This is a genomic window from Microbacterium sp. MTN4-26 (assembly GCF_042846595.1).
Taxonomy (GTDB): Bacteria; Actinomycetota; Actinomycetes; order Actinomycetales; family Microbacteriaceae; genus Microbacterium; species Microbacterium luteum.
Genome location: NZ_BTGO01000012.1, coordinates 1 through 23,208 on the forward strand (window position 1 = coordinate 1; position 23,208 = coordinate 23,208).

Below are 23,208 nucleotides of genomic sequence, written 5' to 3' on the forward strand. Positions count from 1 at the left end.
GCACGCGCACGGTGTCCACCGCGCGCCGATCGATCTCTTCCCAACGCAGTTCCGACACAGAGGGCCTTTCTCGAGGGTGCGCTGACGCGCGCGGATCCCCGAATCAGCCAGTGGCGAGGGATGGGATCGGCGCGTGCGGCGCGCGTGTCCTCTCAGCATAGCGATTCGCCCTCAGGCCGTCACACGGCCGTGATCCGTGCCGGCGCTCGCGGCGGAGGTCGCACGTCGTCGGAACGGCGTGGGGTCGCGCGGGCATGCCATAGACTGAAGTGATTGTTCAGGCGGCGATGGCGGGGGAGATGCACACCACGACGGCTCAGACCGGCACCCGGCAAACCGAGGGAACCCGATCGATCCGCCGGACGATCCTGGCTTACGTCGCCCTGACGAAGCCCCGCGTCCTCGAGTTGCTGCTGGTCACGACGGTGCCGGTGATGATCCTCGCCGAGGGCGGTCTGCCCGATCTGTGGCTCGTGTTCGCGACGGTCATCGGCGGCTCGATGAGCGCCGGTTCGGCGGCGGCGTTCAACATGTACCTCGATCGCGACATCGATGCGCACATGCAGCGCACCGTCAACCGCCCGTTGGTGACCGGCGAGGTCTCTCCGCGCGGGGCCCTCGTTTTCGCATGGGCACTGGCCGTGGGCTCGACCGCGTGGCTGTTCGTCACGACGAACGCTCTGGCGGCGGCGCTGTCCGCGGGCGCGATCTTCTTCTACGTCGTGATCTACACGATGCTCCTGAAGCGCCGCACCGAGCAGAACATCGTGTGGGGCGGGATCGCGGGCTGCTTCCCGGTGCTCATCGGCTGGACCGCCGTGACGGGTTCGCTCGCGTGGCCTCCGGTCATCCTCTTCGTGCTCGTCTTCCTGTGGACACCGCCGCACTACTGGCCGCTGTCGATGAAGTACAAGGACCAGTACGACGACGTCGACGTGCCGATGCTCGGAGCGACCCGGAACGGTTCGCAGGTCGGGCTGCAGGTGATCCTCTACGCGTGGGCCACGGTGGTGTGCTCCCTGCTGCTCATCCCGGTCGCGTCGATGGGCATCGTCTACACCGCATCAGCCCTCGTGTTCGGCGGGTGGTTCGTCTACGAGTCGCACGTTCTCTACAACCGAGCCGTCCGCGGCACGGAGCCGAAGCCGATGCGGGTGTTCCACGCGTCGATCACGTACCTCACCCTGCTGTTCGTCGCGATCGCCGTCGACCCGCTGCTGCCTTTCTGAGTCGCAGCGGGCCGCGCGTGCGGTCAGCCGACGCGGACGGTCTCGCGGTCGGTCTCCGCGTCCGCTTCCGGGCGCGTGATCTCGGGTTCGCTCTGCGGCGCATCCGGCGTCAGGTCGTTCTCCTCCGAGTCGGCCGCCGGGTCGACAGCCTCGACGATCTCCGGTGCGGGATACGGGCGCAGGGTCGCCACGGCCGCGACGGCGAGGGTCAGCAGCACGCCGATGACACCTGCGCCGACGAGCACGGCACCGATGATCGCCGTCGATTGGCCGACGTAGACGTCGACGCCGGTCGCCGTTCCGTCCAGGAGGGTCGTGGTCATCGAGTCGAGCGTTCCGGTCACCATGCTCGCGCCGTAACCGGCCGTGCCGAGGGAGCCTGCGAGAAGGATCCAGAACGGGATGCTGCGCACGAGGCTGGGACGGGTGGTCATTGTCATCTGCTCCTCACGTGCGACCGGTCGGCCGCGACCGAGGACACGATTCCGGGAGCGTCCGTGCGCGCGGTATGCGGTTCCTCGGTTGCGGGTGGGTGAATCCGATGAGTCCGCTATGAGCGCGCGGCCGGGTCTGATCGCGGATGCGTCGCCGGCAGCGACTGGTGCAGGACGACGGCGGTCATGGCTGCGACGAGGACCACCGCGAGCACCATGTGGATGTTCACCAGCACGATCGGGAGGCCGGCGCGTGCCTGCCACAGGCCCACGGCGATCTGCGCGGCCTCGGTGAGAAGGAGCAGCCCTGTCCACAGCGGCAGCCGAAGGGGGGCCGGCATCCGGAAGGCGAGGGCGAAGATCGCCAGTGAGAGCGCCAGCGTCACATAAGCCGGCCAGGAGTGGACATGCTGCATGAGTTCCGGGTCGAGACCGTTCCGTGCCGCACCGCCGTCGCCGGCATGCGGCCCCGAACCCGTGACGAGGATGCCGACGGCGACCGTCACCAGCACGCCGACGGCCGTGAGGGCGACAAGCGCGCGGTACGTCCGGGGTACGGCGACGCGTCGCGGACCCGGCACGGCGTACACCCGCACCACGAGGCCGGCCGACAGGGCCACGAGCACCACGGACGCGAAGTAGTGCAGGCCGACGACGTAGGGGTTGAGGTTCGTCAGGACGGTGATGCCGCCGATGATCGCCTGCAGCGGCACGTAGAGTCCGATGGCGAGGGCGAGCCAGAAGAGGTCGCGACGGCGTCGACGCATCCGCACGACGAAGAGGAACGTCACGATCGCCACCGCCACCAGCACGAACGTCAGCAGGCGGTTCCCGAATTCGATGACGCCGTGGATGCCCATCTCCTGCGTCGCCACGAACGATTCGTCGGTGCAGCGCGGCCATGTGGGGCATCCGAGACCGGAGCCCGTCAGTCTCACGAGACCGCCGGTGGCCACGATGCCGATCTGCACGACGAGAGTCGCCCAGGCCGCGGCCACGACACGCCGGTCGACACGGTCGGGGAGGAACGCGACGATCCGCCCACGGATGCCACCGGAGGACTCGACGGAGGCGTTCTCGACGGGGGAGACGGAGGAGGGCATGCGCGGCCTTCCGGGTGCACGGCATCGGGCCGCTCTCGGTGCGGCCGCCGGTGAACCCTGTAGAATCGAGTGGTTCGGGATGCGACGCTGTCGTGTTTCGCATCACTGACAGTCTAGGCGCGGTAACGAGGCGCCTGTGATCGGGCCCACCGAGCGGCATCCACCTTCCAAACTCCCGAAGGGCGGGGAATGCCGGGGCGGATGACACCGTTGCGGCCCAAGAGAGAGGAGTTGAGCCATGTCGGATGTGCTGATCGATCGTCCCGAGCTCGATGGCCTGGGGGTGTACGAGTTCGGATGGCATGACCCGGACGTCGCCGGCGCGAGCGCGAAGCGCGGCCTCTCGGAGGCCGTCGTGCGCGACATCTCCCGCCTGAAGAACGAGCCGGAATGGATGCTGAAGGCCCGCCTCAAGGGTCACCAGCTGTTCGAACGCAAGCCGATGCCGACGTGGGGCGCGGACCTCTCCGACATCGACTTCGAGAACATCAAGTACTTCGTGCGTTCCACGGAGAAGCAGGCGCAGTCGTGGGAAGACCTTCCCGAGGACATCAAGAACACCTATGAGAAGCTCGGCATCCCGGAGGCGGAGCGTGCGCGCCTCGTCGCGGGCGTCGCGGCCCAGTACGAGTCCGAGGTCGTCTACCACCAGATCCAGGAGGACCTCGAGCGTCAGGGTGTCATCTTCATGGACACCGACACCGCGCTGCGCGAGCACCCGGAGTTCTTCGAGGAGTACTTCGGCACGGTGATTCCGGCGGGTGACAACAAGTTCGCCGCTCTGAACACGTCGGTGTGGTCCGGCGGGTCGTTCGTCTACGTTCCGAAGGGCGTGCACGTCGACATCCCGCTGCAGGCCTACTTCCGGATCAACACGGAGAACATGGGTCAGTTCGAGCGCACGCTGATCATCGCCGACGAGGACTCCTACGTCCACTACATCGAGGGCTGCACCGCCCCGATCTACAAGAGCGACTCGCTGCACTCGGCCGTCGTCGAGATCGTCGTGAAGAAGAACGCCCGCGTGCGATACACGACGATCCAGAACTGGTCGAACAACGTCTACAACCTGGTGACCAAGCGCGCCGTCGCCCACGAGGGCGCGACGATGGAGTGGGTCGACGGCAACATCGGCTCCAAGGTCACGATGAAGTATCCGTCGATCTTCCTCATGGGCGAGCACGCCAAGGGCGAGACGCTCTCGGTAGCCTTCGCCGGTCCTGGTCAGCACCAGGATGCCGGGGCGAAGATGATCCACATGGCGCCGTACACGCAGTCCTCGATCGTGTCGAAGTCGATCGCGCGCGGTGGCGGGCGAGCGGGCTATCGGGGCGAGGTCCGCGTGGCGGAGAACGCGCATCACTCCGCCAACACGGTGCGATGCGACGCCCTGCTGGTCGATACCATCTCGCGCTCGGACACCTATCCGGCGATCGACATCCGGGTCGACGATGTTCAGCTCGGCCACGAGGCCACGGTCTCGAAGGTCAGCGAGGAGCAGCTGTTCTATCTGCAGTCGCGAGGTCTCGAGGAGGACGAAGCCATGGCGATGATCGTGCGCGGCTTCATCGAGCCCATCGCCCGCGAACTGCCCATGGAGTACGCCATGGAACTCAACAAGCTCATCGAGATGGGCATGGAAGGATCCGTCGGCTAGATGACGACCACCACTCAGGCACCCGCGACGGTGCCCGGATCAGTGCCGCATTCGGACGGGGCAGGATCGTTCGTCCCGGTTCAGACTCGCTCAGAGCGACCGACGTCGTTCGACCCCGCGGACTTCGAGCGTCCCACCGGCCGCGAGGTCAACTGGCGCCACGCGCCGCTCGACCGCCTCGCGACCCTGTTCGTCGACGAGGAGACCGACGGGCAGGGAGAACCGGCCGTCTCCGACGACCGCGAAACGATCGCCGACCTCATCGTGGCCGCTGACGATGCCGGACCGCGGGGCGAGGTCTTCCGGCCCGAGGATCTCATCAGCGCGATCGCATGGAAGCGGGGCGCGAACGCGCTGCACCTGCGCGTGCCCGACGGCGGCGAGTTCGACGAACCGTTCGTCCTCTCGCTCCGCGGCGCGGGCGCCGAGCGTCACGGCAACGCGCATCTGGTCATCGAGGCGGCTCCGAACTCCCGCGCCACGGTCGTCCTGGACCACAGCGGATCGGCGGCTTACGCGCAGAACGTCGAGGTGATCGTCCGCGACGGCGCCACGCTGAAGCTCGTGACCGTCCAGCGATGGGACGACGACGCCGTGCACGCCGCATCGCATCAGGCGAGAGTCGACAAGGACGCGACGCTCACGCACGTCGTCGTCACCTTCGGCGGCTCCGTCGTGCGGGTGAACCCGTCGGTCGAACTCGCCGGTCCGGGCTCCGAGGCGCGCCTGTACGGGCTGTCCTTCGCGGACTCGGGTCAGCACCTCGAGAGCCAGGTGTACCTGCACCACAAGGGCCCTCACACCGTCGGCGACGTTCTCTACAAGGGCGCTCTGCAGGGGGCTTCCGCCCGGAGCGTCTGGATCGGCGATGTGCTGATCGGTCCCGATGCGGTGGGAACGGATTCGTACGAGGCGAACCGGAACCTCGTGCTCACCGACGGTGCACGAGCCGACTCGATCCCGAACCTCGAGATCGAGACGGGCGATATCCAGGGCGCCGGGCATGCCAGCGCGACGGGTCGCTTCGACGACGAGCAGCTGTTCTACCTCCAGGCTCGCGGCATCGCCGAGGACGAGGCGCGTCGGCTCGTCGTGATCGGCTTCCTGTCCGAGATCGTGCAGCGGATCGGCATCCCGGCGCTGCAGGACGAACTGACGGCCGCAATCGAGCGCGAGCTCGAGGACGGCGCCGCGTGAGCGCACAGCGAGCCTGTTCGCTGAGCGAGCTCGAGCAGGATACCGCGCACCGTGTGGAGCTCGACGGCGTGCCGATCTCGGTCGTCCTGGATGCCGAGGGCGTCGTTCACGCGATCGGCGACACCTGCACCCACGGCGACATCTCGCTGTCCGAAGGATTCGTCGAGGGGGACACCCTCGAATGCTGGGCGCACGGCTCGGCGTTCTCGCTCATCACCGGCAGACCTCAGAACCTTCCGGCCTTCGAACCGGTCCCCGTCTACGTCGTCGAGATCGACGGCGACGACGTGATGATCGATCCGGCCGTGACCAAAGACCTGACTTGACGAAGGAACACATCATGACTGTCCTCGAGATCCGCGACCTGCACGTGACGGTCGAGACCGAGAAGGGGGCCACCCCCATCCTGAACGGCGTCACGCTGACCATCCGAACGGGCGAGACGCACGCCATCATGGGCCCGAACGGGTCGGGAAAGTCGACGCTCGCGTACACGATCGCCGGACACCCCAAGTACACCGTGGCGGGCGGATCCATCACGCTCGACGGCGAGGACGTGCTCGAGATGTCCGTCGACGAGCGCGCCCGCGCCGGGCTCTTCCTGGCGATGCAGTACCCCGTGGAGATCCCCGGGGTGACCGTGACGAACTTCCTCCGCACCGCCAAGACCGCCATCGACGGCGAGGCCCCCGCGATCCGCTCGTGGACCAAGGACGTCCGCGAGTCGATGACGAATCTCCGGATGGACCCGACGTTCGCGCAGCGCAACGTGAACGAGGGCTTCTCCGGCGGCGAGAAGAAGCGCCACGAGATCCTGCAGCTCGAGCTGCTCCGCCCGAAGCTCGCCGTGCTTGACGAGACTGACTCCGGGCTCGACGTCGACGCCCTCAAGATCGTCTCCGAGGGTGTCAACCGGGCGAAGGAGCAGACCGACCTCGGTGTGCTCCTGATCACCCACTACACCCGCATCCTGCGTTACATCCGGCCCGATCACGTGCACGTGATGGTCAAGGGCCGCATCGTCGAGGAGGGCGGCCCGGAACTTGCCGACCGGCTGGAGGACGAGGGCTACGATCGCTTCGTTCCGCAGGTCGCTGAGCCGACCGTCGACGCCGGCGCGTAGAATCGTTACATGACCGTGACGCTCACGACCGAGAAGTACGACGAGGTCTCCGAAGCGCTCAAAGACGTCATGGATCCGGAGCTCGGGATCAATGTCGTCGATCTGGGGCTCATCTACGACCTCGCGTGGGACGATGACAACGACGCCCTCGTGATCCACATGACACTCACGTCCGCCGGCTGCCCGCTGACGGACGTGCTCGAGGAGCAGACCGCGCAGGCGCTCGACGCCGTGGTGGATCGATTCCGGATCAACTGGGTCTGGATGCCGCCGTGGGGTCCGGAGCGGATCACCGACGATGGGCGCGACATGATGCGTGCCCTCGGTTTCGCGATCTGACGCGCGCTCCTCGTGACGGAGGTGAAGGGCGCGACCGCTTGCGCGGTCGCGCCCTTTCTCACATCTCGGCGCGGCCGAGGCGCCAGTAGCCCATGAAGGCGACCGCTCGGCGATCCACGCCGCGCTCACTGACGAGGTGACGACGGAGCGCCTTGATGCCGCCGGCTTCCCCGGCAAGCCACGCGTAGAGCGGTGCGCTCTTCAAGGCGGCGCCGCCCTTGGCCGTGCGCGGCACCTCCCAGAGGAGCTGGGTGTCGATGTCGATCTCTTCGACGTCGGCTCCCGTCCCGCCGGGCGCGAGACGTTCGGCGACCTGCGGCACGGTCGTGGTGAGGAAGTCGTGCCGCGTGTCGGCGGTGCGGTGGCCGATGGACATCCCGAACCCGGGATGGGTCGGCATGTAGGCCGCATCGGCCGGCTCGGGCAGCTCGAGGACGACGTGTCCGCGAGCTTCCGGCGGGAGCTGTTCGAGGATGACCGCGATGGCGGGGGCCGCGGTCTCATCTCCAACGAGCAGAACGGCGTCGGTGCGCTCAGGCGGGACGAAGTCGATGCCGAAGCTCACGCCGGTCGCGGCCGTGGACGGAGCGAGGATCAGCAGCTCGTCGCCGATCCGCGCGTCGTCGATCCATTGGGAAGCGGGGCCCGTGACGTCGTGCACGACCATGTCGACATCCACCTCTCGCAGGTCGTGACGCACGCGCCGCGTGGTGTAGGTGCGGATGTGGGGGCGGGTGTCCGACGGGAGCTCCCGCCACTGCGCGTACCAGTCGTCTCCGGTCGGCATCGCCTCCAGCGGTGCTGTCACGGTGGGGAAGATGAGCTTGATCCGCTGATCGAAGCCCGGGTCGCCGTAATCGTCGAGGTCGTCGCCGGTGAAGGTGAAGCGTCGGAAGCTGGGGGTCAGGTCACTGATGGCCCTCAGGCGCACCCGGAAGAACCGGTAGGGCTTGTCTGTCATGGTGTCACTCCGTCCAGGGGGTCGAGGATGTGGTGGCGTCCACGGGGCAGGACCATCGGAGACCCCGAGACCGGGTCGGCGATGACGAGGGAGTCCAGGTCGAAGACGTCGCGAATGAGCTCCCGGGTGATGACCTCCGAGGGCGGACCGCTCGCGAGGAGTCGACCGCGTCTCAGGGCGAACAGATGGTCGGCGTACCGCGCCGCGAGATTGATGTCGTGCAGGACCATGACGATGGTCGTGCCCCGCCGGCGGTTCAGGTCGGTGAGCAGGTCGAGCACCTCGACCTGGTGACTGACGTCGAGGAAGGTCGTCGGCTCGTCCAGCAGCAGCACGCCCGTCTCCTGAGCCAGAGCCATGGCGATCCACACGCGCTGACGCTGTCCGCCGGACAGTTCGTCGATCGGGCGGTCGGCGAGGTCGTTCACGCCGGTCGCGTCGAGGGCGTGCGCGACGGCGACGTCGTCCTCGGTCGTCCAGGACCGGAAGAGCTTCTGGTGCGGGTGCCTCCCGCGTCCGACGAGTTCCGAGACCACGATGCCCTCGGGGGCGATCGGCTGCTGCGGGAGCAGCCCGAGCGATCGGGCGAGTTCCTTGGTGGGGATCTGGTCGATGCGACGGCCGTCGAGGATGACCGTCCCGCTCTCCGGCGTGAGCAGCCTCGACATCGTCTTGAGCAGCGTCGACTTGCCGCACGCGTTCGCGCCGACGATCACACTGATCCTGCCGGCGGGCACGTCCAGGTCGACGTCATCGACGACGACGGCGCCCGCGTAGCCGGCGACGAGGCTCTCCGTGCGGAGCTGGTGTGCGTGGGTCATGAAGAGCCTCCGCGGCGGCTGGTACGGATGAGCAGGTACAGGAGGTAGGGAGCTCCGAGGATGCCGGTGATGACGCCCACGGGGAACTTCGTGTCGAAGGCGAACTGGCCCAGGAGGTCGGACGCGAGCACGAGGCACGACCCGGTGAGCGCCGCCGGGACGACCACGGATGCGCCCGCGCCCACGATCCGAGTGGCGATCGGGCCGGCGAGGAAGGCCACGAAGGCGATCGGCCCGGTGGTGGCGGTGGCGAAACAGGCCAGGGCGACCGCCGAGACGACGAGAAGGAGCCGCGTGCGGTCGACACGCACCCCAAGGGCGGCGGCCGACGCGTCACCGAGTTCCAGGGCGCGCAGATCCCTGCCGAGCAGCAGCACGACCGGCACCAGGACGAACACCGCGACGGCCAGCGGCGTCACGTCCTCGATCCGCGCACCGTTGAGGCTGCCCGCGAGCCACCGTGCAGCGACGGCGACGTCGTAGACCTGGGCGCGGACGAGGAGGTAGGCCACGACGGCGTCGAGCATCGCGCCGATGCCGATGCCGATGAGGATCAGGCGGCCGCCCGTCGACGTGCCACCACGAGCAGCGATGTAGATGACGACGGCCGTTCCCACGCCGGCGAGCAGCGCCAGCGTCATGGTGGCCCCGCTGCCCCAGCCCAGCACGATGAGTGAGAGGATCGCCGCAGCGCTGGCACCGGAGGTGATCCCGATGACGTCCGGACTCGCGAGAGGATTGCGCAGCATGGTCTGGAAGGTCACGCCGGCGACGCCGAACGCGATGCCCGCGAGGACACCGGTGAGCGTACGGGGTATTCGGAGTGTCCCCACGGTGAAGGATGCCCCGGGAACGTCGTAGCCGAGCATGACCGCGATCACATCGCCGAGCGGGTAGACGGTGTTGCCCAGTGTGAGCATCGCGATGCTGAGGCCGATCAGAAGGATCACCAGTGCGGCGACCGCGACCGTGCGGCGACGCGTCCGTGCCCGGCGGCCGGCGCGGACCGCGGCGGCGGTTCCGTCGATGATCTCTGCCGTCGCGGTCACAGCGCCCGCATCCTGGTGCGGCGAGCGATGACGATGAGAACGGGGGCCCCGACGAATGCGGTGATGATGCCCGCCTCGACCTCGCCGGGAGAGCCGATGACACGTCCGATCGTGTCTGCCGCGACGAGGAGGATGGCGCCGCCGATCGCGGAGAGAGGGAGGAGCCACCGTTGGTCCGGCCCGGAGACGAGACGCACCACGTGCGGGACCATGAGCCCGACGAAGCCGATCGGGCCGGCGACCGCGGTGACGGCGGCGCAGAGGGCGACCCCCGCGATGGCGGCGACGATGCGGATGCGCCCGACGTGCACGCCGAGGCCCGTCGCCACGTCGTCGCCCATCGCGAGCGCGTTCAGAGCCGAGGCGGAGAAGATGGCGACGATGGCGCCGAAGACGAGAACGGGCGCGACCACCGCCATGGTCTCCCATTCCGCTCGTCCGACATTGCCCACCTGCCAGTAGCGGAACTCGTCGAGCACGTTCTGACGCGGCAGCAGGATCGCTGACACGAGCGACGTGAGGGCGGCGGTGGCCGCAGCTCCGGCCAGCGCCAGCTTGATGGGTGTCGTGCCGCCGGCGCCGACCGACCCGACGAAGTACACGAAGACGGCGGTGAGGCCGGCGCCGATGAGGGCGAGGCTGAGGTAGCCCCACGTGTCTGCCAGGCCGAAGAAGGCGATGCCGATGACGACGGCCAGCGCGGCGCCGGTGTTGACGCCGAGGATGCCGGGGTCCGCGAGCGGATTTCGGGTGATCGCCTGCATGAGGGCGCCGGAGATGGCCAGTGCCGCACCAGCGAGCATGGCGAGCGCGGTGCGGGGGATGCGGCTCTGCACCGCGAGTGCACCGATGTCGGTGGGTGTCTGCCCGCGCAGCCACGTGGTGACACCGTCGACGACCTCGGTGACGGTGACCGGCCTGGAACCGAATGCCAGCGAGAGGATCACGGTGACGACGAGGAGAGCGAGTCCGATGACGAGGGCAACGACACGCGGCCGCGCGCCCGCACGAGAGGCGGGCGCGCGGCGCGTGTTCGCGGCGAGGAGCGTCACTGAGCCTGCGAGGCGGCGTCCTCGAGCATCGCGACGTACTCGTCGAGGACCCACGGGATCGACAGTGCGGTCGGGCTGACGGCGGCGCTCAGGGCGTCTCCGTTCCCGACCTCCACAACGGCGCCGTTCTGCACGGCGGGCAGGGTGCTCCACAGGGGGTCGGCCTGCATCGCCTCGAGGAGGCTGCCGTCGCCGTAGCTGACGATGACGTCGACGTCGGCCAGCTGGTCGGCGTTCTCCGCGCTGAAGTCCTGGTAGAAGGAACCCTCCGCCGCGGCGTCGATCGCGACCTGCGGCAGATCGAAGCCGAGGTCGTTGAGGAAGGCGGTCCGCGAGTCACCGCCGGTGTAGAGCGAGACGGTGGAGAGGTCGGCCGGACTCGCGTAGAAGAACGCCGCCGTCTTCCCGGCGAAGTCGGCCTCCGCCGTCGCGTCGGCGATCTGCTGCTCGAGATCGGCGACGAGCTCGTCGCCTTCCTCGGCCATCCCCAGCGCTTCGGCGTTCAGGGCGATGGTGTCTCGCCACGGCGTGAACCAGGCGATCTCGGGATACGCGACCACCGGGGCGATCTCGCTGAGCGTGGCATAGTCCTCCTCGCTCAGGCCCGACTGGGCCGCCAGGATCACATCGGGGGCGGTGTCGGCGATGGCTTCGAAGTCCACACCGTCGGATGAGGAGAAGATCACGGGCTCCTCACCGCCGAGCTCGTCGATCGCATCCTGCGTCCACTCGTAGACGCCGAGCTCGGCGTCGCCGGTCCACGCCCACACCTGAGAGTCCATCCCCACGGGAACGACTCCGAGGGCCAGGGGGACGTCCTGGTTGCTCCACGCGATCGCCGCGACCCGTTCCGGCTGTGTCTCGATGACCGTCTCGCCGAGAGCGTGCTCGATCGTCACGGGGAAGGCGTCGCCGGTCGTCGACGACGATGCATCCTCGGACTCTTCGACACCTGTTGCGCAGCCTGTGAGGGCGATGCCGAGTGCGGTGGCGGCCATGGCCGCGAGCGCGATGCGTGTGCGGGGGGAGCGGAACAAGATTCCTCCTAGGTGTTAGGGCAGGCTTACTTTACCCGACATTCGGAGTGCTCTCGAACCCCTCAGCTCGCAGCGGGGAGGCGAATCAGTCGCGGGACGTGTCGACCCGGCGCACGAGAGCCCAGGCTCCCGGGATGACCGCCGCGGCGATCGCCGCTTTCACCGCACCGCCGATGATGAAGGGGAACAGTCCCGCCTGGAGGAGCTGCCACAGCGACAGCTCCAGTCCCATCACACCGTTCAGGATGAGCGCCATGTAGGGGATCCCGACGACGAAGGGGACAGCGCTGGCGGCGACGAACCCGATGAAAGCGAGCCAGGGCTTGCGGTCCCACGCGCGCTCGGCGAACCAGCCGGCGACGAATGCCGCCCCGATGAAGCCGAGGATGAATCCGAAGCTGGGCTTGGCGATCGCCGCGACCGTTCCGGTGAAGTCCGCGAAGACGGGGACTCCGGCGAGCCCGATCACCAGGTAGGCGAGAAGGGCGAGCGCGCCCCGCCGTGCGCCGAGGGCGGCGCCGACGACCACCACAGCGAGGGTCTGACCCGTGATCGGGACCGGCCACAGCGGCACGGACACCTGCGCGAGCACGGCCACGACGGCGGCGCCGGCGAGGATGAGCGCGGCGTCGGTCGCGAGCGCACGAGCGCGTCCTTCGGGCCGTGCGATGACGTCAGCCAGCACGCGTCGACGGGCAGGGGAGGGGGCAGCGAGGGTCATGGCGCTCCTTCGGAGGTCGTGCCCGGCGGTCTGCGGGCCGTTCCCGACTTATACTAGGAGGCTGGCCGCCGGCCTCCCTTGTCCCCTGTCACCAACGAAACGGACGATCGCTGTGCTTGCCGTGCACGACCTCGAGATCCGCGTGGGCGCCCGCGTGCTCATGTCGGAGGTCTCCTTCCGCGTCTCCGACGGCGACAAGATCGGGCTCGTCGGGCGCAACGGCGCCGGAAAGACCACGCTCACCAAGGTGCTTGCCGGCGACGTGCTGCCTTCTGCCGGGCGCGTCGACCGCTCTGGCGAGCTGGGCTACCTGCCGCAGGACCCTCGGTCCGGCGATCCGGAGATGCTGGCTCGCACGCGGATCCTCGACGCCCGCGGCCTGGGCACGATCGCGATCGGCATGCGGGAGACCTCCGAAGCCATGGGTTCGGACGACCCTGCCGTCGCGGAGCGGGCGATGCGGAAGTACGCCAACCTGACCGAGCGGTTCGAGGCCCTGGGGGGCTATGCCGCGGAGGCCGAGGCGGCCTCGATCGCCCACAATCTCTCCCTGCCGGACCGCATCCTGGACCAGCCGCTGAAGACGCTGTCGGGCGGGCAGCGCCGGCGCATCGAGCTGGCGCGCATCCTCTTCTCAGACGCCCAGACGATGATCCTCGACGAACCCACCAACCATCTCGACGCGGACAGCGTGGTGTGGCTGCGCGAGTTCCTGAAGTCCTACAAGGGCGGGTTGATCGTGATCAGCCACGACGTGGAGCTCGTGGGCGAGACGGTCAATCGCGTGTTCTACCTCGATGCCAATCGTCAGGTCATCGATGTGTACAACATGAACTGGAAGAACTACCTGCGACAGCGGGTCGCCGACGAGGAACGGCGCAAGAAGGAGCGGGCCAACATCGAGAAGAAGGCGACCGCGCTGCAGCTGCAGGCGGCACGCTTCGGTGCGAAGGCGAGCAAGGCGGCCGCCGCGCACCAGATGGTCGCACGCGCCGAGAAGATGCTCTCCGGTCTCGACGAGGTGCGCCAGGAAGACCGCGTCGCGAAGCTGCGCTTCCCCAAGCCCGCCCCGTGCGGCAAGACCCCGCTGATGGCCAAGGCCCTGTCGAAGTCGTACGGGTCGCTGGAGATCTTCGCCGATGTCGACCTCGCGATCGACCGCGGCTCGAAGGTCGTCGTGCTGGGCCTGAACGGCGCCGGCAAGACGACCCTCCTTCGCATCCTCGCCGGCGTCGACCGGGCCGACACGGGTGTCATCGAGCCGGGCCACGGTCTCAAGGTCGGTTACTACGCGCAGGAGCACGAGAACCTCGACGTGAACCGTTCGGTGCTCGAGAACATGATGTCGGCGGCGCCCGACATCACCGCGACCGAGGCGCGCAAGGTGCTGGGGTCGTTCCTGTTCACCGGTGACGACGTGCTCAAGCCTGCGGGTGTGCTCTCGGGCGGAGAGAAGACCCGGCTGTCGCTGGCGACCCTCGTGGTGTCGTCTGCGAACATGCTGCTCCTCGACGAGCCGACCAACAACCTCGACCCCGCTTCGCGCGAGGAGATCCTGGGAGCCCTCGCCCACTACGAGGGCGCGGTCGTGCTCGTGTCCCACGACGAGGGCGCCGTGGAGGCGCTGAACCCGGAGCGGGTCCTCATCCTCCCCGACGGTGTCGAGGACATCTGGGGGCGCGACTACATCGAGCTGATCACGCTGGCGTGATCACCGGCCGAGGGCGTCCACGAGCGCGTCCTCGGCATCCGCATCGTGGTCGAGGCGTCGCCGGGCGATGGGCCCGGTCGTCTCCGCCTGCTCCTCGTCTTCGTGATCGTCGCGCCGCGCGCGGATCTCGGTGCGGATCATGTATCCGATGAAGACGAAGCCCATGATCGCGAAGAGGATCCACTGGATGGCGTACGAGAGGTGCGGCCCGGGGTCGGCTGACGGATCGTCGAGTGCGCCGAGCGTCGTCGCCGGCGCGGGCTCTTCCGACGCCAGCGCGCCGTAGGCACTCTGCTCTACTCGTTCTCCGTCGGCGACGACCCCCGCGATGAGCGGCAGGTTGACGGTCGGGATCTGCCCGTCGTCCACGGACTCTCCGGACGACGTGAGGGGCTCGCCCGGTCGCAGGCGCACCGTCACCTGGACAGTGCCTTCCGGAGGGGCCGCGACGGCGTCCGGCTCGCGGCTGCTCTCGCCGGGAGGCACCCACCCGCGATCGACGATCAGGATGCGCCCGTCCTCGAGGCGGAAGGGAACGAGCACTTCGAACGCGGCGGTGCCGCCGTGGGGACGGTTGCGCACCAGAAGCTGATCCGCCGGGAGGTACTCGCCGGTCATCACGACCGGGTGCCACTCGTCTTCCGGGTCGAGCGTCGACCCCTCCGGGACGAGGTCCTCCAGAACCACCGGCACGGCGTCGTAGTTGCGGTCGACGAGCTCGAGTTCGGCGGCACGCGACTCGTTCCGCTCGAACTGCCAGTGGGACAGGAACGCACAGGCGATCGCGAACAGGACCGCGACGGCGATGTATCCCGACCACCGCACGGCCGTCGGCGCCGCGCGCCGACTCATGAGGCGCCCTCGAGCTCGGAGACGTCAACCGGAAACTCGCGCGCGGCGAGGAAATCACGCAGATACGCACGGTGCGCATCGCAGGCGACCCACGTCTTGCGACGATCCGCCGCGTGGATGCGCGGGTTCCGCCAGTCGATGCGCCAGAGCGCCGCCTCGTGGCATCCCGCGCGAGAGCAGCGGGCGTCACCCACGCCCGTTCTCGCCTTCGCGACGTGTCTCCTTGATGCGGATGACCCGGGGCGGTACCTGCACCGCGGCTTCGTCGTCATGCTCCGGAACGGATTGGGCCGCCGCTGCCGGCAGCGCGCGCTCGGGGCTCTCGACGCCGGTCTCGCGAACGTCGGACCCGACGTTCGCGAACACCACGGCGATGTAGGGGAGGAAGATCGCCGCAGCGGCGAAGGCCCACGTCCACCATCCGTACGGGGTGATGAAGACCATCATCGCGAAGCACAGCACACGGATCCCCATGGTGACGAGGTAGGTGCGCGCACGGGAGTCCGCACCCTCGCGCGGTGCGCGGGGGAGGGACGTCGCCGACGGCGTGTGGTGCGAGTGCTTCACGGTCCCTCCAGGGTACGCCCGCTGGGCACCCGGGAGCCCGCTGCTCAGCTGTAGGTCGACTGCGACACTGCGGTGAGGAAGACGCCGAAGAACAGCATGACGGCGATGATCCCGATGACGGCCAGAGCGAGGCCGACGTAGCCGACGATCAGGCCGGCAAGGGCCATGCCGCGACCCTGTTCGCCGGTGCGGGAGATCTGAGACAGCGACATGTGCCCGGTGATGACGCCCGCGAGCGAACCGAGGAAGGGCAGGATCACGAAAGCACTGATCGAGGCGATCAGGGAGACGATCGCGAGAGTGTTTGTCCGGGCGCCCGCAGGTACACCCGCGCCGTAGGGCGGTGGTGTCGCACCGTGAGCCGGCGGCGGATACGCGCCGGGCGTGGGTCCGCCGTGGGGGTCGGGCTGTGTCATCGGAGGCCTTTCTCGAGGGCGCTTCCAGCGTGGCAGTGCCGGCGGATGGGTGTCAATCGCGTGCCCGCTAGGCTGAGGCGGATCGCCGCCCGCAGCATGAAGGAGCATCAGCTATGTCCTCTGAGCACGTCGTCCTCGTCACCGGGGGAAATCGTGGCATCGGCCGCGCCATCGCCGAGCGGTTCGTCGCCGAGGGCTACCGGGTCGCGGTGACCGCGCGCAGCGGGGAAGGCCCGGAGGGCACGCTCACGGTGCGGGCCGATGTGACGGACGCCGCTGCCGTCGACGCTGCCTTCACCGAGGTCGAGAGCGCGCTCGGACCCGTCGACGTGCTGGTGGCCAACGCGGGCATCACACGCGACACCCTCCTCCTCCGGATGAGCGAGGACGACTTCGACGACGTGGTGTCCACGAACCTCGGCGGATCGTTCCGCGTCGTCAAGCGCGCCTCGAAGGGCATGCTCAAGAAGCGCTGGGGTCGGGTGATCCTGATCTCCAGCGTGGTCGGGCTGCTGGGCTCCGCCGGTCAGATCAACTACAGCGCGTCCAAGAGCGGGCTGGTCGGCTTCGCTCGGTCGCTCACCCGCGAGCTCGGCGCGCGCGGGATCACCGCGAATGTCGTGGCCCCGGGCTTCATCGAGACCGACATGACCGCTGGACTGCCGGAGCAGACCCAGGCCGACTACAAGAAGAGCATTCCCGCCGGTCGCTTCGGATCATCCGATGAGGTCGCCGGTGTGGTCGCGTGGCTCGCCTCCGACGCGGCCGCCTACGTCTCCGGCGCGGTGATCCCGGTCGACGGCGGGCTCGGCATGGGTCACTGACCCGCCGGGTGCCCGGACTCCTCGCCGGGGGCGCCGGGGGGCTCCCGCACCGCTTCGAGGAGCGCTCGAGCCGTTCGCTCCGGAGCTGAGAACTGCGGCCAGTGCCCTCCTGGCGCACCGTCGTCGTGGAGCTGGATGATGCGGAGATCCTCGACGGCTGCCAGCTCCGCCGCCCACGGGGCGGGGTCCGCCGCGATCTCTCGGATCACGTTCGCCGGCACGGTCCCGGTCACGATGGTGACGGGCACACCGCGACGCCGCTCGTCCGTCAGCCGGAGGGCGTCCGTGGGCACGTGCCGCGGAACCGAGCTCGTGCGGGCCCCCGCGCGGGCACGCACTTCCGGCGAGAGATCGGCGACGTCGTCCTCGTCGAAGAACTCCCACCCGGGGAACGGCACGACACCGTCGACGACGGGGAAGTCCGAGATGCCAGCTCCCGGAACGGGCGGAAAGGTGTCGAGCAGGATCACGTGCGCCACGGCGTGCGGGCGCCGGTCGGCAGCCGCGTAGACGAGGTTTCCGCCCCCGCTGTGTCCGATCAGCACCACGGGATGCGTCGCATCGTCGATCTCGCGGACGACCGCTCCGACCCAGTCGTCGATTCCGATCTCGTCGCTCTCGGATGCCGGGGCGCCGGTGCCCGGCATCGTCAGCGGATGCACACGGTGACCGTTCGCGACGAGTGGCGCGGTGACATCGGACCACGAGGAGGCATCGAGCCAGAGGCCGGGAACGAGAAGGATGTCCATGAGCCTCACGGTAGCGTCAGGGGCCGACACAGGCGGGAGCTGTGTCAGGGCAGGAGCGAGATCGCTTCCCGCAGATCGATCGGGCCCACGACCAGATCCGCGTGAGCGCGCACGGTCGGCTTGGCGTTGAAGGCGACGCCGAGTCCTGCCACGCGCATCATCTCGAGGTCGTTCGCCCCGTCACCGATCGCGATCGTCTGCCGAAGCGGGATGTGCTCCTGATCGGCCCACTCGCGCACGGCGTCGGCCTTCGCCCGAGCATCGACGATCGGCCCGGAGACGCGGCCGGTGAGTGCTCCGTCGCGCTGGTCCAAGCGGTTCGCACGCCACCGATCGACGCCCAGCGATGGGGCCACCGTGTCGAGGATCTCGTGGAACCCGCCGGACACCACCGCGGCGACGCCCCCGCGGCGATGGATCTCCATGAGGAACTCCCGCACCCCCGGGGTCGGCTCGATGCGGGCGATGACCCGCTCGAAGGCCGACACCGAAACCCCCGCGAGGGCCTCGACGCGGGAGCGGAGGGAAGCGGCGAAATCAACCTCGCCGCGCATCGCTGCCTCGGTCGCCGCGGCGACTTCGGCGCCGCGGCCGGCTTCGTCGGCGAGCAACTCGATCACCTCGTTCCGGATGAGGGTCGAATCGGCGTCGAGCACGACGAGGAACGCGGGGGAGTCAGGCACCCTCACACGCTACTTGCGCTCAGGCCTCGACGTGCACGCCCTTGCCGACGATCGTGATGCCGGAATCGGTCACCGTGAAGCCACGGGCCAGGTCGCGATCGCGATCGACGCCGATGGTCGCCCCGTCGGCGAGCACGACGTTCTTGTCGAGGATCGCCCGGTGGATCCGCGCCCCCTGTCCCACGCGCACGTGATCGAACAGCACCGCGTCCGTGATCGTGGACCCTCCGCCCGCGAGCGTCCATGGCCCCACGACGCTCCGCTCGATGTGCGTTCCCGACAGAACGGAGCCGAGCGAGACGATCGAGTCGATCGCGTTGCCGATGCGTCCGACGGAGTCGCGCACGAACTTCGCCGGCGGCGAGTTGACCGTCTGCGAGTGGATCGGCCACTCGGTGTTGTAGAGGTTGAAGATCGGCAGCGTCGAGATCAGGTCGCGGTGCGCATCGAAGAAGGAGTCGATGGTTCCGACGTCGCGCCAGTAGTAGCGGTCGCGATCCGTCGATCCGGGCACGTCGTTGCGCTTCATGTCGTAGACGCCCGCTTCGCCGCGACCGACGAAGTAGGGGACGATGTCGCCGCCCATGTCGTGATTCGAGGTGGGGATCTCACCGTCGGCCTCGACCGCCTCGATGAGGGCGTCGGTGTCGAAGATGTAGTTCCCCATGGACGCCAGCACCTCGTGGGGCGAATCGGCGAGGCCGATCGGATCGTGGGGCTTCTCCAGGAACTCCCGGATCCGTGACGGATCATCGGGTTCGACGTCGATGACGCCGAACTGGTTCGCGAGCTCGATCGGCTGACGGATGCCCGCCACGGTGGCGCGCGCCCCCGACTCGATGTGCGCAGCCAGCATCTGCTGGAAGTCCATGCGGTAGACGTGGTCGGCGCCGATGACGACGACGATGTCGGGCTTCTCGTCGTTGATGAGATTCAGGCTCTGCAGGATGGCATCCGCCGACCCCGAGAACCACCGCTTGCCGAGTCGCTGCTGCGCCGGAACGCTCGTGACGTAGGAGCCGAGGAGCGCCGACATGCGCCACGTCTGCGAGATGTGACGGTCCAGGCTGTGCGACTTGTACTGCGTGAGCACGACGATCTGGCGCAGGCCGGAGTTGAGCAGGTTGGAGATCGCGAAGTCGATGAGTCGGTACTGACCGCCGAACGGCACCGCGGGCTTGGCCCGGTCCGCCGTCAGCGGCATGAGTCGCTTGCCCTCGCCGCCGGCGAGGATGATTCCGAAGACCTTCGGCGTCCGTGGCATGGCTCCACCCTAGGGTGCGCGCGAGCGTGCGGACCAGGGGTGGCGTGTGATTCGGACAGGGGTGTAACGGCTCACCCGCATGCACTAGCGTTCGACCCATGCGCGTGGACATCGTCAGCAAGGAGTACCCGCCCGAGATCTACGGCGGGGCGGGGGTGCACGTCACCGAGCTCGTCGCGGCGCTGCGCGGATCGATCGAGGTGCAGGTGCGTGCCTTCGGCGCGGACCGTGACGAGAAGGACACGACCTCGTATCGCGTGCCTGCCGAACTCGCCGGTGCGAACGGCGCCCTGCAGACGCTGGGCATCGACCTCGAGATCGTCGGCGACATCGGGGGAGCGGATGTGGTCCACAGCCACACCTGGTACGCGAATTTCGCCGGTCATCTCGCGTCGCTGCTGCACGGCATCCCGCACATCGTCACCGCGCACAGCCTCGAGCCGCTGCGCCCTTGGAAGGCGGAGCAGCTGGGCGGCGGCTACGCGGTGTCGAGCTTCATCGAGAAGACCGCCTACGAGGCGGCGGCGGCGATCGTCGCCGTGAGCGACGGCATGCGTCGGGACATCCTTCGCAGCTACCCGGCGCTCGATCCCGACAAGGTGCGGGTCATTCACAACGGAATCGACGTCGCCCAGTGGCGACCCGTGCGCGACGACGCGTTCCTGAGCACGGCAGGCATCGATCCGGACCGTCCGTCAGTGGTGTTCGTCGGTCGCATCACACGCCAGAAGGGGCTGCCCTATCTCCTTCGCGCCGTCGAGTCGCTGCCCGCCGACGTGCAGGTGGTCCTCTGCGCCGGCGCTCCCGACACGCCCCAGATCCTCCAGGAGGTCGAGGGACTCGTGCGCGGCCTGCAGGAGACCAGGGAGGGGGTCGTCTGGATCGATCGGCTCCTGCCACGCGACGAGCTCTGCACGATTCTCGCCGCTGCCACGACCTTCGTGTGCCCGTCGGTCTACGAGCCGCTCGGCATCGTCAACCTCGAGGCCATGGCATGCGGAGCGGCCGTCGTCGGCACGGCGACCGGCGGCATCCCCGAGGTCGTCGTCGACGGCGTCACGGGCCGTCTGGTGCCGATCGAGCAGGTGCAGGACGGCACGGGAACGCCGGTCGACCCCGACGCGTTCGTCGCGGATCTCGCTCGCGTGCTCACCGAGGTGGTGGCCGATCCCGCACGTGCCCGCGCGTACGGCGATGCGGGACGCCGTCGAGCCGCCGAGCATTTCAGCTGGGGCGCCATCGCCGAACAGACCGCCGCCCTGTACCGCGAAGTGGCCGCCGCCGGCCGATAGGCTGGGATGCATGCCGCAGGTGCTCGAATACTCCGACGTCGTCGTCCGCCGCAACGCCAGGGACATCATCGATCACCTCGATTGGTCGGTGAACGACGACGAGCGCTGGGTGATCCTCGGCCCCAACGGCGCCGGCAAGACCACGCTGCTGCAGATGGCGGACACCATGATGCACCCGACGTCGGGCACCGTCACGATCCTCGGTGAGCGGCTGGGGCGCAGCGACGTGTTCGAACTGCGGCCGCGCATCGGATTCGCCTCCTCCGCGCTGGCTCGTCGCGTGCCGCCGGAGGAGACGGTGCTGAACGTGGTGCTCACCGCGGCCTTCAGCGTGCTCGGGCGCTGGCGCGAGGACTACGAGGACATCGACGAGCGCCGTGCGCTGCGGGTGCTCGCCGAGTGGAAGCTCGACGAACTCGCCGACCGCACCTTCGGCACGCTCTCCGACGGCGAGCGCAAGCGCGTGTCGATCGCCCGGGCCGTGATGACCGACCCGGAGCTGCTGCTCCTGGACGAGCCGACCGCGAGCCTGGACCTCGGCGCACGGGAAGAGCTGCTCTCCCTTCTCGGCGGCTACGCACAGGCGCCGACGACGCCGGCCATGATCATGGTGACGCATCACGTGGAGGAGATCCCCGTGGGCTTCACACACGTGCTGCTGTTGCGCGACGGCCGTGTCGTCGGTGCCGGGCCCCTCGCCGACACCCTCACCTCCGCGGCTCTCACCGAGGCGTTCGGGGTCCCGATCGACCTCACCGAACACGACGGCCGCTACGCCGCCCGCGCGGCGCACTGACCTCGATTCCCGGCGCCGAGGCGATCCCTGGTAGACTCGTGCGCTGGTGCCGTTGCGCCTCGACTTTCACCGGTCCCTCAGAACCGAAGGGGCCCGACCCCTCAAGGAACGCCATGAAGACTGACATCCACCCCGACTACCAGGCGGTCGTTTTCCGCGACCTCGGCTCGGGCGAGACCTTCCTCACCCGTTCGACGGTGACCAGCGACAAGACCATGGAGCTCGACGGCGTCGAGTACCCGGTGATCGACGTCGAGATCTCGTCGTCCTCGCACCCGTTCTACACGGGCAAGCAGCGCATCATGGACTCGGCCGGCCGCGTCGAGAAGTTCAACCAGCGCTTCAAGAACTTCGGCTCCAAGTAAGCAGCCCGTTCACGACAGCCCCGCTTCGGCGGGGCTGTCGTCGTTGTGCGCACGGCGTCCCGCGTAGACTCGGCGGGTGTCCGCTCCGCACCCCTACGCCGCGCGTCTCGCGGCGATCCCGGTGCAGCGACACGAGACCGAGGTGCTGGGGTCGCCCACCGTCTGGTGGGAGTACGGCGACAGCGATGCCACGACGACCATCCTCGCCGTCCACGGATTCCGGGGCGAGCACCACGGTCTCGAACCGGTCGTGGCGTTCCTGCCGGGAGTGCGCTTCGTCATGCCGGATCTGCCGGGCTTCGGAGAGACACCTTCGATCCCGGGCCTCACGCATGACATCGACACCTACACGCGGTGGTTGATCGCCTTCGCAGCGGCGGTCGCACCCGGCGCGGTCGTCCTGGGGCACTCCTTCGGCTCGATCATCGCCGCCTCCGCGGTGGCAGACGGGCTGGCGACCCCGCGGCTCGTCCTGGTGAACCCGATCGGCGCGCCCGCGCTCGAGGGGCCCCGCGGCATCCTCACCCGCCTTGCCGTGCTGTACTACCGGGCCGGTGCGGCCCTTCCTCGACCGCTCGGGGAGGCGCTGCTCCGCAACGGCGTCATCGTGCGGGTGATGAGCGTGTCGATGGCCAAGACGAAGGATGCGGAGGTGCGTCGGTTCGTGCACGACCAGCACGACACCTACTTCTCCCGATTCGCCGACCGCGACGTGCTCCATGACGCATTCGTCGCCTCCGTCTCGCACGACGTGCGGGAATTCGCCCCGCGCATCACGGTGCCGACGCTCCTGATCGCCGCTGACAGGGATGACATCACCCCGATCGAGGCCGAGCGCCTGCTCGCGGCCACGTTCGCGGAGTCGACGCTCGTGGAGATTCCCGACGTCGGGCATCTCATCCACTACGAGACGCCCCAGGCGGCGGCGGCGGCCATCGAGGCTTTCCTCGCCGCGTGAGCGTCTTC

General features: G+C 68.7%; 27 protein-coding genes. 12 read left to right on the top strand and 15 right to left on the bottom strand.

The window, feature by feature from the left end:
- The first annotated feature begins 299 nt into the window (after positions 1-299).
- Positions 300-1,229: a heme o synthase gene (locus ACGG9C_RS11265; RefSeq protein ID WP_071043754.1), complete on the top strand. Its 930-nt coding sequence runs from the start codon at positions 300-302 to the stop codon at positions 1,227-1,229.
- A gap of 23 nt (positions 1,230-1,252) precedes the next feature.
- On the opposite strand, the gene ACGG9C_RS11270 is transcribed toward ACGG9C_RS11265, so the two are convergent.
- Both ACGG9C_RS11270 and ACGG9C_RS11275 read right to left on the bottom strand, forming a co-directional pair.
- Positions 1,253-1,663, bottom strand: a complete 411-nt coding sequence (locus ACGG9C_RS11270; RefSeq protein ID WP_071043581.1) for a hypothetical protein — start codon at positions 1,661-1,663, stop codon at positions 1,253-1,255.
- A gap of 116 nt (positions 1,664-1,779) precedes the next feature.
- Positions 1,780-2,766, bottom strand: a complete 987-nt coding sequence (locus tag ACGG9C_RS11275; protein WP_083336389.1) for a heme A synthase — start codon at positions 2,764-2,766, stop codon at positions 1,780-1,782.
- 238 nt (positions 2,767-3,004) lie between these two features.
- Here ACGG9C_RS11275 and sufB point away from each other — a divergent pair, with 238 nt between their 5' ends.
- Genes sufB through ACGG9C_RS11300 form a run of 5 tightly spaced genes read left to right on the top strand, consistent with a single transcriptional unit; the run spans position 3,005 to position 7,082 of the window.
- On the top strand, positions 3,005-4,423 hold the full coding sequence (sufB, locus tag ACGG9C_RS11280) for a Fe-S cluster assembly protein SufB (protein WP_194383199.1): 1,419 nt from the start codon (positions 3,005-3,007) through the stop codon (positions 4,421-4,423).
- Positions 4,424-5,620: a Fe-S cluster assembly protein SufD gene (gene sufD / locus ACGG9C_RS11285; RefSeq protein WP_390178656.1), complete on the top strand. Its 1,197-nt coding sequence runs from the start codon at positions 4,424-4,426 to the stop codon at positions 5,618-5,620. It begins immediately after the preceding gene.
- Complete coding sequence (locus ACGG9C_RS11290) at positions 5,617-5,946, top strand: non-heme iron oxygenase ferredoxin subunit (protein ID WP_071043578.1); 330 nt, start codon at positions 5,617-5,619, stop codon at positions 5,944-5,946. Before sufD ends, ACGG9C_RS11290 begins: the two co-directional genes overlap by 4 nt.
- Positions 5,947-5,960: 14 nt before the next feature.
- Complete coding sequence (sufC, locus tag ACGG9C_RS11295; RefSeq protein ID WP_390178657.1) at positions 5,961-6,743, top strand: Fe-S cluster assembly ATPase SufC; 783 nt, start codon at positions 5,961-5,963, stop codon at positions 6,741-6,743.
- Between the two features lie 9 nt (positions 6,744-6,752).
- Entirely contained in the window at positions 6,753-7,082 is a 330-nt protein-coding gene (locus ACGG9C_RS11300; protein ID WP_071043576.1) for a metal-sulfur cluster assembly factor, read from the top strand.
- A 58-nt stretch (positions 7,083-7,140) separates the two neighbouring features.
- On the opposite strand, the gene ACGG9C_RS11305 is transcribed toward ACGG9C_RS11300, so the two are convergent.
- From ACGG9C_RS11305 to ACGG9C_RS11330, 6 genes are all read right to left on the bottom strand, one after another.
- The gene (locus ACGG9C_RS11305; RefSeq protein ID WP_071043575.1) at positions 7,141-8,043 is read right to left on the bottom strand and encodes a siderophore-interacting protein; all 903 of its coding nucleotides are present in this window, start codon (positions 8,041-8,043) and stop codon (positions 7,141-7,143) included.
- Entirely contained in the window at positions 8,040-8,864 is an 825-nt protein-coding gene (locus ACGG9C_RS11310; protein ID WP_390178658.1) for an ABC transporter ATP-binding protein, read from the bottom strand. Before ACGG9C_RS11310 ends, ACGG9C_RS11305 begins: the two co-directional genes overlap by 4 nt.
- Positions 8,861-9,913, bottom strand: coding sequence for an iron chelate uptake ABC transporter family permease subunit (locus ACGG9C_RS11315; protein WP_071043573.1), 1,053 nt, complete (start codon positions 9,911-9,913; stop codon positions 8,861-8,863). The genes ACGG9C_RS11310 and ACGG9C_RS11315 overlap by 4 nt, the downstream gene beginning before the upstream one ends.
- The gene (locus ACGG9C_RS11320) at positions 9,910-10,965 is read right to left on the bottom strand and encodes a FecCD family ABC transporter permease (protein WP_390178659.1); all 1,056 of its coding nucleotides are present in this window, start codon (positions 10,963-10,965) and stop codon (positions 9,910-9,912) included. The genes ACGG9C_RS11315 and ACGG9C_RS11320 overlap by 4 nt, the downstream gene beginning before the upstream one ends.
- Positions 10,962-12,002, bottom strand: a complete 1,041-nt coding sequence (locus tag ACGG9C_RS11325) for an iron-siderophore ABC transporter substrate-binding protein (RefSeq protein ID WP_390178660.1) — start codon at positions 12,000-12,002, stop codon at positions 10,962-10,964. Before ACGG9C_RS11325 ends, ACGG9C_RS11320 begins: the two co-directional genes overlap by 4 nt.
- Before the next feature lie 85 nt (positions 12,003-12,087).
- Positions 12,088-12,723 (bottom strand): biotin transporter BioY, encoded by a 636-nt coding sequence (locus ACGG9C_RS11330; protein ID WP_390178661.1) that lies wholly within the window; start codon positions 12,721-12,723, stop codon positions 12,088-12,090.
- A gap of 112 nt (positions 12,724-12,835) precedes the next feature.
- Between ACGG9C_RS11330 and ACGG9C_RS11335 the strand changes: the two genes are divergently transcribed.
- Positions 12,836-14,434 carry an ABC-F family ATP-binding cassette domain-containing protein gene (locus tag ACGG9C_RS11335; RefSeq protein ID WP_071043571.1) on the top strand — a complete coding sequence of 533 codons (1,599 nt, stop codon included), beginning with the start codon at positions 12,836-12,838 and terminating at the stop codon, positions 14,432-14,434.
- Here ACGG9C_RS11335 and ACGG9C_RS11340 read toward each other — a convergent pair whose 3' ends face one another.
- From ACGG9C_RS11340 to ACGG9C_RS11355, 4 genes are read right to left on the bottom strand one after another with little or no spacing between them, the layout of a single operon-like run.
- Entirely contained in the window at positions 14,435-15,286 is an 852-nt protein-coding gene (locus ACGG9C_RS11340) for an SURF1 family protein (RefSeq protein WP_390178662.1), read from the bottom strand.
- A complete protein-coding gene (locus ACGG9C_RS11345) occupies positions 15,283-15,480 on the bottom strand; it encodes a hypothetical protein (RefSeq protein ID WP_390178663.1) in 198 nt (65 codons plus the stop codon). The genes ACGG9C_RS11340 and ACGG9C_RS11345 overlap by 4 nt, the downstream gene beginning before the upstream one ends.
- Positions 15,473-15,853: a DUF3099 domain-containing protein gene (locus tag ACGG9C_RS11350; protein WP_390178664.1), complete on the bottom strand. Its 381-nt coding sequence runs from the start codon at positions 15,851-15,853 to the stop codon at positions 15,473-15,475. The genes ACGG9C_RS11345 and ACGG9C_RS11350 overlap by 8 nt, the downstream gene beginning before the upstream one ends.
- Positions 15,854-15,897: 44 nt before the next feature.
- The gene (locus tag ACGG9C_RS11355; protein WP_390178665.1) at positions 15,898-16,269 is read right to left on the bottom strand and encodes a DUF4190 domain-containing protein; all 372 of its coding nucleotides are present in this window, start codon (positions 16,267-16,269) and stop codon (positions 15,898-15,900) included.
- 113 nt (positions 16,270-16,382) lie between these two features.
- Here ACGG9C_RS11355 and fabG point away from each other — a divergent pair, with 113 nt between their 5' ends.
- Complete coding sequence (gene fabG / locus ACGG9C_RS11360; protein ID WP_390178666.1) at positions 16,383-17,093, top strand: 3-oxoacyl-ACP reductase FabG; 711 nt, start codon at positions 16,383-16,385, stop codon at positions 17,091-17,093.
- Here fabG and ACGG9C_RS11365 read toward each other — a convergent pair.
- Genes ACGG9C_RS11365 through ACGG9C_RS11375 form a run of 3 tightly spaced genes read right to left on the bottom strand, consistent with a single transcriptional unit; the run spans position 17,087 to position 19,789 of the window.
- Positions 17,087-17,842, bottom strand: coding sequence for an alpha/beta fold hydrolase (locus ACGG9C_RS11365; RefSeq protein WP_390178667.1), 756 nt, complete (start codon positions 17,840-17,842; stop codon positions 17,087-17,089). The two genes, fabG and ACGG9C_RS11365, sit on opposite strands and share 7 nt — an antisense overlap.
- A 44-nt stretch (positions 17,843-17,886) precedes the next feature.
- Positions 17,887-18,525, bottom strand: coding sequence for a phosphoserine phosphatase SerB (serB, locus tag ACGG9C_RS11370; RefSeq protein WP_390178668.1), 639 nt, complete (start codon positions 18,523-18,525; stop codon positions 17,887-17,889).
- 19 nt (positions 18,526-18,544) lie between these two features.
- Positions 18,545-19,789 (bottom strand): glucose-1-phosphate adenylyltransferase, encoded by a 1,245-nt coding sequence (locus ACGG9C_RS11375; RefSeq protein WP_071043564.1) that lies wholly within the window; start codon positions 19,787-19,789, stop codon positions 18,545-18,547.
- Between the two features lie 98 nt (positions 19,790-19,887).
- Here ACGG9C_RS11375 and glgA point away from each other — a divergent pair, with 98 nt between their 5' ends.
- The 4 genes from glgA to ACGG9C_RS11395 all read left to right on the top strand — a co-directional run bounded on the left by glgA (position 19,888) and on the right by ACGG9C_RS11395 (position 23,200).
- The gene (gene glgA / locus ACGG9C_RS11380; RefSeq protein ID WP_390178669.1) at positions 19,888-21,081 is read left to right on the top strand and encodes a glycogen synthase; all 1,194 of its coding nucleotides are present in this window, start codon (positions 19,888-19,890) and stop codon (positions 21,079-21,081) included.
- A gap of 10 nt (positions 21,082-21,091) precedes the next feature.
- Positions 21,092-21,877: an ABC transporter ATP-binding protein gene (locus ACGG9C_RS11385; RefSeq protein ID WP_071043562.1), complete on the top strand. Its 786-nt coding sequence runs from the start codon at positions 21,092-21,094 to the stop codon at positions 21,875-21,877.
- A 113-nt stretch (positions 21,878-21,990) separates the two neighbouring features.
- Positions 21,991-22,242, top strand: coding sequence for a type B 50S ribosomal protein L31 (locus ACGG9C_RS11390; protein WP_071043561.1), 252 nt, complete (start codon positions 21,991-21,993; stop codon positions 22,240-22,242).
- 76 nt (positions 22,243-22,318) lie between these two features.
- Entirely contained in the window at positions 22,319-23,200 is an 882-nt protein-coding gene (locus tag ACGG9C_RS11395) for an alpha/beta fold hydrolase (protein WP_194383184.1), read from the top strand.
- Positions 23,201-23,208: the final 8 nt, after the last annotated feature.